The organism is Kribbella swartbergensis (genome assembly GCF_054784135.1).
Window position 1 is genome coordinate 665,791 of sequence record NZ_BAAGPM010000014.1, and the last position, 11,879, is coordinate 677,669.

At 69.9% G+C, this 11,879-nt stretch carries 11 protein-coding genes and 1 riboswitch; of the genes, 4 read left to right on the forward strand and 7 right to left on the reverse strand.

Features of this window, described 5'->3' with window-relative positions; translation table 11 throughout:
- Nucleotides 1-30: 30 nt before the first annotated feature.
- Nucleotides 31-1,302: an MFS transporter gene (locus ACYVOK_RS10135; RefSeq protein WP_460662038.1), complete on the reverse strand. Its 1,272-nt coding sequence runs from the start codon at nucleotides 1,300-1,302 to the stop codon at nucleotides 31-33.
- Nucleotides 1,303-1,372: 70 nt separating this feature from the next.
- Here ACYVOK_RS10135 and ACYVOK_RS10140 point away from each other — a divergent pair, with 70 nt between their 5' ends.
- A complete protein-coding gene (locus ACYVOK_RS10140) occupies nucleotides 1,373-2,374 on the forward strand; it encodes a GlxA family transcriptional regulator (RefSeq protein WP_460662039.1) in 1,002 nt (333 codons plus the stop codon).
- A gap of 2 nt (nucleotides 2,375-2,376) precedes the next feature.
- Here the strand turns inward: ACYVOK_RS10140 and ACYVOK_RS10145 are convergent, their stop codons facing one another.
- The 3 genes from ACYVOK_RS10145 to ACYVOK_RS10155 all read right to left on the reverse strand — a co-directional run bounded on the left by ACYVOK_RS10145 (nucleotide 2,377) and on the right by ACYVOK_RS10155 (nucleotide 4,492).
- Entirely contained in the window at nucleotides 2,377-2,943 is a 567-nt protein-coding gene (locus ACYVOK_RS10145) for a M24 family metallopeptidase (RefSeq protein WP_460662190.1), read from the reverse strand.
- Entirely contained in the window at nucleotides 2,838-3,503 is a 666-nt protein-coding gene (locus tag ACYVOK_RS10150) for an aminopeptidase P family N-terminal domain-containing protein (protein ID WP_460662040.1), read from the reverse strand. Before ACYVOK_RS10150 ends, ACYVOK_RS10145 begins: the two co-directional genes overlap by 106 nt.
- Before the next feature lie 125 nt (nucleotides 3,504-3,628).
- Nucleotides 3,629-4,492, reverse strand: coding sequence for an EamA family transporter (locus ACYVOK_RS10155; protein WP_460662041.1), 864 nt, complete (start codon nucleotides 4,490-4,492; stop codon nucleotides 3,629-3,631).
- A gap of 247 nt (nucleotides 4,493-4,739) precedes the next feature.
- On the opposite strand from ACYVOK_RS10155, the gene ACYVOK_RS10160 reads away from it, so the two are divergent.
- A complete protein-coding gene (locus ACYVOK_RS10160) occupies nucleotides 4,740-5,501 on the forward strand; it encodes a hypothetical protein (RefSeq protein WP_460662042.1) in 762 nt (253 codons plus the stop codon).
- Nucleotides 5,502-5,519: 18 nt separating this feature from the next.
- Here ACYVOK_RS10160 and ACYVOK_RS10165 read toward each other — a convergent pair whose 3' ends face one another.
- The 3 genes from ACYVOK_RS10165 to ACYVOK_RS10175 form a co-directional block, all read right to left on the reverse strand.
- The gene (locus tag ACYVOK_RS10165) at nucleotides 5,520-6,263 is read right to left on the reverse strand and encodes an SDR family NAD(P)-dependent oxidoreductase (RefSeq protein ID WP_460662043.1); all 744 of its coding nucleotides are present in this window, start codon (nucleotides 6,261-6,263) and stop codon (nucleotides 5,520-5,522) included.
- Nucleotides 6,264-6,279: 16 nt separating this feature from the next.
- Entirely contained in the window at nucleotides 6,280-7,347 is a 1,068-nt protein-coding gene (gene rsgA / locus ACYVOK_RS10170; protein ID WP_460662044.1) for a ribosome small subunit-dependent GTPase A, read from the reverse strand.
- Nucleotides 7,348-7,498: 151 nt separating this feature from the next.
- Complete coding sequence (locus ACYVOK_RS10175) at nucleotides 7,499-8,656, reverse strand: YihY/virulence factor BrkB family protein (RefSeq protein WP_460662045.1); 1,158 nt, start codon at nucleotides 8,654-8,656, stop codon at nucleotides 7,499-7,501.
- An 18-nt stretch (nucleotides 8,657-8,674) separates the two neighbouring features.
- Between ACYVOK_RS10175 and ACYVOK_RS10180 the strand changes: the two genes are divergently transcribed.
- Together ACYVOK_RS10180 and ACYVOK_RS10185 are read left to right on the forward strand one after the other, a co-directional pair.
- Nucleotides 8,675-10,303, forward strand: a complete 1,629-nt coding sequence (locus ACYVOK_RS10180) for an acyl-CoA dehydrogenase family protein (protein ID WP_460662046.1) — start codon at nucleotides 8,675-8,677, stop codon at nucleotides 10,301-10,303.
- Nucleotides 10,301-10,382, forward strand: a riboswitch (ZMP/ZTP riboswitch). Its footprint overlaps the gene before it by 3 nt.
- A gap of 28 nt (nucleotides 10,383-10,410) precedes the next feature.
- On the forward strand, nucleotides 10,411-11,859 hold the full coding sequence (locus ACYVOK_RS10185) for a glycine hydroxymethyltransferase (RefSeq protein WP_460662047.1): 1,449 nt from the start codon (nucleotides 10,411-10,413) through the stop codon (nucleotides 11,857-11,859).
- The last annotated feature ends 20 nt before the right edge of the window (nucleotides 11,860-11,879 follow it).

The following is an 11,879-nucleotide window of genomic DNA, read 5'->3' on the forward strand; positions in this document are numbered from 1 at the left end:
CTCGACCTGGATCGAGGCTAGCCGACAGCTTCAGGCGGTTACGAGGCGGCGTCCGATGCTCGCGGACATGAGAGCGGCTGCCGCGCACAGCCCTCCGGCCAGGTACCAGGCGAGGTTGTAGCTGCCCTGCACGTCGCGGATCACGCCGGCGCCGGTGGCTGCGAGTGCGGCACCGATCTGGTGCGACGCGAAGACCCAGCCGAACACGATTGGCCCGTCGACGCCGAACCACTCGCGGCAGAGCGCAACGGTCGGCGGCACGGTGGCAACCCAGTCCAGGCCGTAGAAGATGATGAACACCCACATGCTGGGCTCGGCCGTCGGACCGAGCAGGGACGGCAACACGAGCAGCGACAGCCCACGCAGCGAGTAGTACGCGATCAACAGGTACCGCGGATCCCAGCGGTCCGTCAGCCACCCCGACACGATCGTGCCACCGACGTCGAAGACCCCGACCAGGGCCAGCAGTGAGGCAGCAGTCGTCACGGGCATGCCGTGGTCGTGTGCCGCCGTGACGAAGTGCGTGCCGATCAACCCGTTCGTCGACGCACCACAGATGGCGAATCCGCCCGCAAGGAGCCAGAACACAGGCCGGTGCATCGCGGACCACAACGCAGTCAGCGCCCGCACCGCGCTACTGCCCGTCGTCTGGACCCGTTGGCCCACGGTGCTGCCCTCTGGAGCGCCGTACGCCGTCAGGCCGACGTCACTCGGGTAGTCGCGCAGGAACAGCAACACCAGTGGTACGACGGCCAACGCCGTACCAGCGGCGACGAGAGCGGGGACACGCCAGCCGTAGGCACTGGCCAGGCCGGCGATGAGTGGGAGGAAGATGAGCTGCCCGGTGGCGCCGGCGGCCGTGAGGATGCCGGTGACAAGCCCACGGCGACGGACGAACCAGCGACCGGTGATCGTCGCGACGAACGTCATCGACATCGATCCGGTGCCGACACCGACCAGCAAGCCCCAGCAGAGCAGAAGCTGCCAGGGTTCGGTCATGAACACGGTCAGCCCACTGCCCAGCGCGATGAGCACGAGGGCACCACTCACCACACGACGCAAGCCGAGCCGGTCCATCAGCGCCGCGGCGAACGGCGAGATCAGGCCGTAGAGCAACAGGTTGATCGACACCGACGACGAGATCGTCGCGTGCGACCACCCGAACTCGTCGTGCAAGGGGTCGAGCAGCACCCCCGGCACGGAGCGGAACCCGGCCGCACCGATCAGCGTCACGAACCCGACCGCGGCGACTGCCCAGGCAAGGTGCACCCGGGCAGTCTTCTTCTCCAGAATCTGCGTCACCCGGACAGGGTGCAGTCTGGCGTACCGGCAGACCAGTGGCCAGAACGCCATCATGTGTCAAGATATGGCCATGCGCACCAACACCTCCCGGACCCGCCGGCTGAAGGCGGTCGGACCGCATGTGATCGCCGTCCTGGCCCTGGAGCCGGTCGTCGGATTCGATCTGACCATTCCGCCGACCGTGTTCGGCGCCGCGACCAAGGCCGACGGTACGCCGCTGTACGACGTGCGGATCTGCGGACTCGAGCGAGCCCCGATCCGCGCCGGCGCCGGGTTCAGCCTGATCCCGGACCACGGACCGGAGGCGCTGGCCGAGGCGGACACCGTGATCATCCCCGGCACCTACATCCGCCAGCCGCGGTACGAAGGCACGCTGCCGGACGACCTCGCGAAGGCGCTCGGCACGATCCGGCCGGGGACGCGGATCGCCTCCATCTGCACCGGCGCGTTCGTGCTCGGTGCGGCCGGTCTGCTCGACGGACGGCCGGCGACCACGCACTGGATCCGGGCCGAGATGTTCCGGGCGCTCTACCCGCAGGTGAAACTCGACGAGGACCTGTTGTTCGTCGACGACGGCGACGTCGTCACCTCGGCCGGTCTCGCCGCGGGAGTCGACCTCTGTCTGCACCTGATCCGCCGCGACTTCGGCAGCGAGGTCGCCAACCGGGCCGCGCGGCACTGCGTCGTACCGCCGTGGCGGGACGGTGGGCAGTCACAGTTCATCGAACGTGTCGTCCCGGAGGAGGGCAGCGACGGTACGGCGCCGACCCGCGCGTGGGCGCTGGAACGGCTCGGCGAGGAGTTGAGCCTCGCCGCGTTGGCCGCGCACGCCCAGATGAGCGTGCGTACCTTCAGCCGGCGGTTCAAGGCCGAGACCGGTCAGTCCCCGGGCACCTGGCTGCTGCAGCAACGCATCCGGCACGCGTGCCACCTGCTCGAGACCACCGACCTGCCCGTCGACCGCGTCGCGGAATCCGCCGGCCTCGGTACTGCCGCCTCGTTGCGTCACCACCTCCGCTCGGAACTCGGTGTCTCCCCCCTCGCCTATCGCAAGACCTTCCGGGCCGGCTGACGTCAGACAACCACCAGGTCGTGCGGGCGGCGGTTCATGGGTTCGACGCCGTCCTCGGTGACCACGACGATGTCCTCGATCCGCGCACCCCACCGCCCCGGCTGGTAGATGCCCGGCTCGACGCTGAACGCCATCCCCGGCTCGAGAATCAGCCCGTTGCCACTGACGATGTACGGCTCTTCGTGCACGTCCAGCCCGATGCCGTGACCGGTCCGGTGGATGAAGAACTCACCGAATCCGGCTGCCGCGATCACGTCCCGCGCCGCCGCATCGATCGACTCGGCGGACACCCCCGGCCGTACCGCGTCCACGGCCGCCTGCTGCGCGTCCCGCAGTACGGCGTAGGTCCCGGCGACATCCGCCTCCCGCGGCTCGCCGACGGAGTACGTCCGGGTCGAGTCCGAGTTGTAGCCCTCGGCAACCGGTCCGCCGATGTCGACGACCACGACGTCACCGGACTCGATCACCCGGTCGGACAGACTGTGGTGCGGACTCGCGCCGTTCGGGCCGCTGGCGACGATGACGAAGTCGGCAGCCACGTGACCTTCCTCGACGATGGCGGCGGCGATGTCCGCGCCGACCTCGGCCTGGTCCGGCCCGGCCGCAGCCACTCGCCGACGCGCGCGTGCACCCTGTCGATCGCGGCACCGGCCGTCCGCAGGGCGTCGATCTCGGCCGCGTCCTTGCGCATCCGCAGTTCACGCACGATCGGTCCGGCCAGCACCTGCTCGGCCTTCGGCAACGCCTCGCGCAGCGCCAGCACGTGCAACGCCGGCGTGAAGTCGCTGACCGCCACGCGGTCCGATCCACGCAGGCGCTCCGCGGCAACGCCGTACGGATCGTCACCGTCGACCCACGTCACGACCTCGACGCCCAACTCCGCCAGGGGAAGGTGGGCGAATCCGGGCGCTTCGAGCTTCGGCACGACGAGCGTCGGCGCGCCGTCGACCGGGATGACCAACGTGGTGAGCCGCTCGAACGAACCGCCGGCCTGCCCCAGCAGATACCGCAGGTCCGATCCGGGCGCGATCAGCAACCCCGTCCCGGCGGCGGCCTCGCGGGCACGCTCCAGCCTGGCACGCAGGACGGCGGGATCGGGGACGGGGCCGTGCGGTGATCGTCTCGACATGACGCGACTCTAACCCGAGCCCGGCCGGGCCGATCGGCGTCCGGGAGTGGTTGCACCGCGCTGCCGAGGAGGTCGCGACCGGCTGACGCCCGTGCGTCAGCCGGTCTGACCGGTCGGCTGAGAAGCTACTCGCGGCGGGCTTGGAGAAGGACCGCGGCGAGGAGTACGGCGGCGCCGGTGAGACTGAGCGTGGTCAGGTGCTCGTGGAACGCCAGTACGCCGATCAGCGCTGCCAGGAGTGGTTCGATCAGCGCGATGACCGCGGCGGTGGACGCGCGGATCGCTCGGAGGCCGGTGTAGAAGAGGGCGTAGGCGAGCGCGGTCGGGACGAGGCCGAAGTACGCCAGCAACGGCCAGCTGCCCGCTGCCGGGGTGATGCCTCCGGCCATTGCCAAGGGCAACAGGATGACTGCGCCGGTGGTGAAACCGAGCAAGGCACTGGTGATGGGGTCCTGCTGGTCGCGATTGAGCAATGTGGTGAGTGCGTAGCCGGCCGCTGAGAGCAGCGAGAAGGCGACGCCCGCGATCGACCCGCCACCGGTCCCTCCGCCGTCGGAGACGAGGAGGGCCAGGCCGAGTACGGCGAGCAGCAGGGTGCCGGTGATGCGCTCGCGAGCACCGAGGGCGATGAAGAGTGGCCCGGCGCCGAGTGAGATGACGGTGGCAACGGCGACGCCGACTCGCGTGATGGCGGCGAAGTAGCCGAGTTGGCAGACAGCGAGGCCGAGGCCGCTCAGGATGTAGCGCAGCGGGGCGGCCGCGAACTGCGCGACGATCGGGCCGCGTCGGCGTGCCGGGCAGAGCACCCAGCTGGCGGCTGCCAGCCAGACGGCGCCGCCGAGCAGGCGCCAGAAGGAGATCGCTGTCGAGTTCAGGCCGCTGTGCTGGAAGAGCAAGGCGCCGGTGGGGCCGCCGGTGCCCCAGGCGATTCCAGCGAGGGCGACGTACAGGAGACCGCGCGCCGACGACGGCGCGAGACGGTGATGCATCAGACACTCCAGGGTGTTCGCACGAAAAGATCGGGGCGTCTGCGAACAGCCCGAAGAAGCCCAGGTCAGAAACCTGGGCGCGGTGAGGTCGGCCGTCCGCTAAGCGGCGGCCGGCGGAGTGATGATCCGATGCACGTCCGCGACCCTAACAACCCGCCGCCCCAACCACCGACCCCTTTTCCGGGAGCCGCCGGCCGGTCCACGCCAAGGGCTGCCCCGCGAATGGTTGCGGAGGTACCGTCGGTGGGTGTGGTGGTTGCTGGCCGCCTTCGGGGGCGGCGGGGTCGTGCTGGCGGGTCGGTACGTGTGGGACCGGCGGGCCGCGCGGCAAGGTGATGCGGAGGAGCTGGAGCAGATCCGCACGCTTGCCGACGAAGATGTGACGCTGCTCGGGGAGGAACTGCGGCGCCTGGACGCGCAGGTGGCCGGGCAGACGCTCGACGCCGATGGGCGGGCGGACTACCAGGTCGCGCTCGACGCGTACGAGGCGGCACAGCGGACGGTCAAGGGAATCCGCAAACCCGACGACATCAGCGCGGTGACCGACACCTTGGCGACCGGGCGATACGCGATCGTCTGTGTGCAGGCTCGGGTGCGCGGCGAGCCGGTGCCCGAGCGCAGGGTGCCGTGCTTCTTCAATCCGCAGCACGGTCCGTCGACGACCGACGTGGTCTGGACCCAGCCGAAGGTCGGGACGCGAACCGTTCCGGCGTGCGCGCAGGACGCCGCGCGGATTCGGGCCGGGGAGGAGCCTGAGGTCCGGTTCGTCCAGTTCCGGAGCCGGCGGGTCCCATACTGGGAGGCCGGTGCGGCGGTTGCGCCGTACGGGCATGGCTACTTCGCGGCCGGGGCCGGCTCGAGCTACATCGCGATCGCCAGTTTCGATGCACAGACCGGGTCCGGCGGAGGCTGGGGCGATACCGGCACCCACGGAGGTGGTTACGACGGGGGCTTGGACGCCGGCTGGGGTGACGGCGGCGGAGGCGGCGACAGCGGTGGCGGAGGTTGAGCAACCGACTAGGGCCGTTTACATGCGCAGGTGGGAGCCGCCGTTGAAGTCGAGGACGGTGCCGGTGGCGAACTCGGCCTCCGGTGAAGCGAGGTAGAGAATGGCCGCGGCGACCTCGTCCGGTACGGCGACGCGCTCCAGCGGACTCTCCAGCCGGCGACGGTCGTAGCCCTCGCCGGCGAGGTGCACGGACGCCATGTCGGTGGTGGTCCAACCTGGTGCGATCGCGGTCACCGCGATCCCGTCCGGGCCGAGGGCGCGAGCAAGTGATTGGGTGAACGACACGATCCCGGCCTTCGAGGCGCCGTACGCGGGCTGGTTGGGTTCGCCCCGGAACGCACCGCGCGACGAGACGTTCACGATCCGCCCGCCGCGGCCCATGTGCCGGACCGCGCACCATGCGACGTTCGCCGGGCCGACCAGATTCACCGCGAGGGTGTCGGCCCAGGCCCGCTGCCATTCGGCGTACGTGGTCTCGCGGATCCGGTGCGGGTGGTAGACGCCGGCGTTGTTCACGAGGACGTCCATGCGGCCCAGTGCCGCGGCGGCGTCGTCGACCATGGTCCGGATCGCGTCCGGATCGGCGAGGTCGGCCTGGGCGAGCACATGTCCCGACCCCGGCAGTTCCTTCAGCACCATCGCCGCGGCCTCGGCGGACGAGCTGTAGTGGAGCGCTACCCGGTCGCCGGCGGCGGCGAATGCTCGAGCCGTGGCTGCGCCGATTCCTCGGGAGGCACCTGTGACCAGTACTGCGCGATCCATGCCCCCGATCCTTTCATCACGGCCGAGGCTTGAAGTCGCGGCGGTACGACTTGGAGGCGCGGGCCCATTCCTTCTTGGCCTCGGAGCGGAGGCGGGCGTCGGAGCGGCGAGCCATGAAGGCTGCCTCGCGCTGGAGCTTCATCCAGCTCTCGTAGCGGCGGTGAGGCAGTGTCCCGTCCTCCAGCGCGGCGCGCACCGCACAGCCGGGCTCCGTCACGTGCACGCAGTCCTTGAACTTGCAGTGTGCGGCCAACGCCGCGATATCCGGGAACGCAGCCGTCAAACCCTCCCCTGACTCCTGCAGCCCTATCCCCCGCAGCCCTGGTGTGTCGATGACAACGCCACCACTCGGCAGCACGATCAACTCACGCCGGACCGACGTGTGACGCCCCTTGCCGTCGTCACGGATCTGCTGCACGTCCAGCAACTCCACACCGGCCAGTGCATTCACCAGCGACGACTTGCCCGCACCGCTCGACCCGAGCAGCGCAACAGTCGCATCACCCGCCAGCAACGCCTGCACCGACGCGAGCCCGTCTCCGGTCGTCGCACTGCAGACCAGTACGTCGGCACCCGGCGCGGCCTGCGCCACGTCCTCCGCAATCGAATCCGCGTCACCGACGAGGTCTGACTTGGTCAGTACGACGACCGGTCGCGCACCGCTCTCCCACGCCAGGGCCAGGAAGCGCTCGATCCGGCCGATGTTCGGCTCCGGATGCAGGCCGACCACGATGGCGACGACGTCGACGTTGGCGGCCAGTACCTGGCCCTTCGAGGTACCACTGGCCTCTGCCCGGACGATCGCCGTACGGCGTGGGCCCAGGAACTCCAGCGTGATCCGGTCGTCCGGCCAGTACCGCAGTACGGCCCAATCCCCTGTACATGGGCCGGCCTGAGGGTCACTGGCCATCGCAGCGAGGAGCGCACCGGACCACGTCGCGCGGACCGGACCGTCCTCGGTGAGAACCGTCGCCAGGCCTTTGTCGACCCGGGCGACCCGACCCGGTACGAGCCCGTCCGGAACGGCTGCGAGGAATTCGGCCGTGGAGCTGTCGAGTCCCAGGGCCTGGAGCGTTGCTGACATGCGGCGAACCTTTCGGAGGGTCCGGCCGCGAGGTCAGCTCAGCGGACGGACAGTACGGGAGGCGGTGTCGGCCCGGCGGGCCTGATCGACCTTCATGGCGTCCGCCTCCCTTCGAAGTCCCGGGGTCCTGATCAAGGACCGGCTGATGTCGTCAGCGTAGGTCGTCGGATTCACTCTGCGCACCGGATTTTCCCACCGGCGCCGGCTTGCGCTCTGCTTCCTCTTCTTCCGCCTCGGTCGGCGCCGGTTTCGCACCGTCGGGCGTGACGACGGGCGCCGGCCGGTCGACCGGGGTCAGGGTGTGCTCGTGGCGCGGCTCCGGCTCGGCCTTCATCACCGGCTCCACCTCGTCCTCGGCGTCCTTGCGCGTCGGCGCCTGCGCGGCCGGCTCCGTCGCCCGGGCCTTGTGCGGCCACAACCGGTCGACCACCGCGTTCAGCGCCGCCCCGATGAGCACCGCGATCGCCGTCATGTAGAGCCACAGCAGTACGGCGATCGGCGCCGCCAGCGGGCCGTAGATCGACGTACCGCCGACCGTGCTCTGCAGGATCCAGCGCAGGATGAAGCTGCCCAGGATCCAGATCGACAAGGCCAGGAACGACCCGGGCAGGTCCGACACCCACGGCGTCCGCACCGGCACGGACAGGTGGTACAGGGTGTTCAGGAAGCCGGCCGACAGGATCGTCACCACCGGCCAGTACAGCTGGTTCAGGAAGTCGAGCCGATGCGGAAGCAGCGCGGCCACCGCGTCCGGTCCGGCCAGCACCAGCGGGAGGACGATCACGCCGATCACCAAGGCGGCGCAGTACAGCGAGAACGACAGTGCGCGGGTGCGGACGATGCCGCGTTTGCCGCCCATCCCGTACATGATCGTGATGGTGTCGACGAACACGTTCAGCGCGCGGCTGCCGGACCAGAGCGCGAGCACGAAACCGATCGAGATGACGTCCGGCCGGCCGCCGCTGAGGACCTGGTCCAGGGTCGGCACGATCACGCTCTGGACCGAGTCGACGGTCAGCGCCCGGGCCGCCAGGTCGGCGATCTGCTCCTTGATCTCGTCGATCGTCTCGACCTCGAAGTACCGGCTGGCGATGTAGCCGAGGCTTCCGGCCAGCCCGAAGATCAGTGGAGGCAGCGAGAGGATGGCGAAGAACGCCCCCTCGGCCGCGAGCCCGGTGACCCGGTAGCGCAGGCAGACGCCGACAGTCTGGCTGAGCAGCTTCCAGGTCGTCGCGGGGATCTTGCGGACCCAGGTCCATGCCGATGAGAAGGAGCTCCCACCCGTGGGTCCTGCCCCAGAACGTGCCATACCGCTTACCGTACTGACATGGCGGACCCATTCGCGGTAACGAACCAGGCTCCCCCACTGCGCGGAGTGAACTTCTTCACCCGAGACGCGGCGCTCGGTGACGCTCTGCGCCCGTACGCCGCGCTCGCGGACGATCCGGCCCTGCACCGGATCGGTGAGCTGGCCGGGTCCGAGGAGGCGCTGTCCCGGGCGCTTCCGGCGAACCAGAACCCGCCCGTCCTGCGCACCCACGACCGCTACGGGCACCGGGTCGACGAGGTCGAGTTCCATCCGGCGTGGCACTGGCTGATGGAGCAGGCCGTCGGTTTCGGCCTGCAGGCGGCGCCGTGGACAAGCGACCGTCCGTCGGCGCACCTGACCCGCGCCGCCGGTTTCTACCTCTGGTCGCAGGTCGAGCCCGGCCACGGCTGCCCGATCTCGATGACGTACGCCGCCGTGCCCGCGCTGAAGGCCGACGAGCGGCTCGCCAAGGAGTGGATCCCGCAACTCGCTTCCACCCAGTACGACGTACGCCGGCTGCCCGCGGCCGAGAAGACCGGTGTGCTCGCCGGGATGGGGATGACCGAGAAGCAGGGCGGGTCCGACGTCCGCGCGAACCTCACCACCGCGACGCCGACCGGGAACGACGGCGAGTACCAGCTGAACGGGCACAAGTGGTTCTGCTCGGCGCCGCAGGTGGACGTCTTCCTGGTGCTCGCGCAGGCGCCGGAGGGGCTGAGCTGCTTCGTCGTACCGCGGGTCCTTGCCGATGGCAACCGGAACGCGTTTGCCCTGCAGCGGCTGAAGGACAAGCTCGGCAATCGGTCGAACGCGTCCAGCGAGGTCGAGTTCCACGGCACGGTCGGGTACCGGCTCGGCGACGAGGGCGCCGGGGTTCGCACCATCATCGAGATGGTCGCCGCCACCCGCCTCGACTGTGTGCTCGGCTCCGCCGCCCTCCAGCGCCGCGCCCTCGTGGAGGCCGTCTGGCACACCCGCCACCGCTCAGCCTTCGGCAGCCTCCTCAGCGAAAAGCCCGCAATGCAAAACGTCCTCGCCGACCTCGCCCTGGAGAGCGAAGCCGCCACCGCTCTAGGCATGCGCCTAGCCGCCGCGGTTGACGCCTCGCTCGCGGGTGATGCTCAGGCTGCCGCCTTCCGGCGGATCGCACTTCCGTTGGCGAAGTTCTGGGTGTGTAAGCGGACGCCGTTCATGGTGGCTGAGGCGTTGGAGTGTTTGGGCGGGAACGGGTACGTCGAAGAGTCGGGGATGCCGCTGCTGTTCCGGGAGTCGCCGCTGAACTCGATCTGGGAAGGCTCCGGCAACGTCAACGCACTCGACGTCCTGCGGGCCCTGCGCCGGCCCGAGTCGCTGGAGGCCTGGCTGACCGAGCTGGCCACCTGCCAGGGTGCCGATCACCGGCTCGATGCCGCGGTCAACGACGTACTGCAAGCGCTTGCTGATGTGTCCGAGGCGGAAGCCGGCGCCCGGCGGCTGGCGGCGCGGATGGCCCTGTGCCTGCAGGCCTCGCTGCTGGTCCGGTACTCGCCGCCGGAGGTCGCGGACGCCTTCGTCGCGTCCAGGCTGGCCGGCGATTGGGGCGGTGTGTTCGGCACGCTTCCGAGGACCACACCCTTCCGGCAGATCGTCGAGCGCACGATAGGGTGAGGGCGTCGCGACTGGCGCGCTGAGGTGGAGAACCACCGGGGAGCGAAGACCGTCGGCACCGTGCGCCTGGGTGCCTTCGACCCACTGCAACCGCAGGAGAGACAACGATGACTCAACCCTTCGATGCCGCCGCCGCATCGGCCGCGTACCGCAACGCGCTCGAGGTGATCGGCGCGGTGGAACCCACCATCGCCGGCGCGATCAAGGCCGAACTGGCCGACCAGCGCTCCTCGCTGAAGCTGATCGCGAGCGAGAACTACGCCTCCCCCGCCACCTTGCTGACGATGGGCAACTGGCTGTCCGACAAGTACGCCGAGGGCACCATCGGGCACCGCTTCTACGCCGGCTGCCAGAACGTCGACACGGTCGAGCAGGCCGCCGCCGACCACGCCAAGGCGCTGTTCGACGCACCGCACGCCTACGTCCAGCCGCACTCCGGCATCGACGCGAACCTGGTCGCCTTCTGGGCGATCCTGGCCCAGCGGATCGAGTCGCCGGCGCTGGCCGAGGCCGGCGCGAAGCACGTCAACGACCTGACCGAGGAGGACTGGACCAAGCTCCGCAAGGCGTTCGGCGACCAGAAGATGCTCGGCATGTCGCTGGACGCCGGCGGTCACCTGACCCACGGCTTCCGGCCGAACATCTCCGGCAAGATGTTCCACCAGAGCTCCTACGGCACCGACCCGCAGACCGGGCTGCTCGACTACGCCGAGGTCGCCCGGATCGCCCGCGAGTTCAAGCCGCTGATCCTGATCGCGGGCTACTCGGCGTACCCGCGGAAGGTGAACTTCGCGAAGATGCGCGAGATCGCGGACGAGGTCGGCGCGACCCTGATGGTCGACATGGCCCACTTCGCCGGCCTGGTGGCCGGCAAGGTCTTCACCGGTGACTTCGACCCGGTGCCGCACGCGCACGTCACCACGACCACGACGCACAAGTCCCTGCGCGGTCCGCGCGGCGGCATGGTGCTGTGCCAGCCGGAGTACGCCGACGCGGTCGACCGCGGTTGCCCGATGGTGCTCGGCGGCCCGCTGAGCCAGACGATGGCGGCCAAGGCGGTGGCGCTGGCCGAGGCCCGGCAGCCGTCGTTCAAGGAGTACGCGCAGGCGATCGCGGACAACGCGGTCGCGCTGGCCGAGGGCCTGATGAAGCGCGGCGTCAAACTCGTCACCGACGGCACCGAGAACCACCTCGTGCTGCTGGACGTGTCGTCGTACGGGATCACCGGGCGGCAGGCCGAGTCGGCGCTGCTGGACGCCGGGATCGTGACGAACCGGAACGCCGTACCGCGGGACCCGAACGGCGCCTGGTACACCTCGGGTGTCCGGATCGGTACGCCGGCGCTGACCACCCGCGGCTTCGGGGTCGACGAGTTCGACCGGGTCGCCGAGTTGATCGTCGACGTGCTGTCGTCGACCACCCCGACCACGACGTCGGCCGGAGCGGCGTCGAAGGCGAAGTACGTGCTCGCCGACGGCGTCGCGGACAAGACCAAGGCCGCCTCGGCGGAGCTGCTCGACAAGCACCCGCTGTACCCGGGCCTCGAGCTCAGCTGAGAGACCCATGGCGCCCGCTC

Coding starts and splice junctions, on each gene's coding strand:
- ACYVOK_RS10165 (WP_460662043.1), bottom strand. CDS start 6,263: ATGGATCGCGCAGTACTGGTCACAGGTGCCTCCCGAGGAATCGGCGCA.
- ACYVOK_RS10155 (WP_460662041.1), bottom strand. CDS start 4,492: ATGCATCACCGTCTCGCGCCGTCGTCGGCGCGCGGTCTCCTGTACGTC.
- ACYVOK_RS10185 (WP_460662047.1), top strand. CDS start 10,411: ATGACTCAACCCTTCGATGCCGCCGCCGCATCGGCCGCGTACCGCAAC.
- ACYVOK_RS10175 (WP_460662045.1), bottom strand. CDS start 8,656: ATGGCACGTTCTGGGGCAGGACCCACGGGTGGGAGCTCCTTCTCATCG.
- ACYVOK_RS10180 (WP_460662046.1), top strand. CDS start 8,675: ATGGCGGACCCATTCGCGGTAACGAACCAGGCTCCCCCACTGCGCGGA.
- ACYVOK_RS10140 (WP_460662039.1), top strand. CDS start 1,373: ATGCGCACCAACACCTCCCGGACCCGCCGGCTGAAGGCGGTCGGACCG.
- rsgA (WP_460662044.1), bottom strand. CDS start 7,347: ATGTCAGCAACGCTCCAGGCCCTGGGACTCGACAGCTCCACGGCCGAA.
- ACYVOK_RS10150 (WP_460662040.1), bottom strand. CDS start 3,503: ATGTCGAGACGATCACCGCACGGCCCCGTCCCCGATCCCGCCGTCCTG.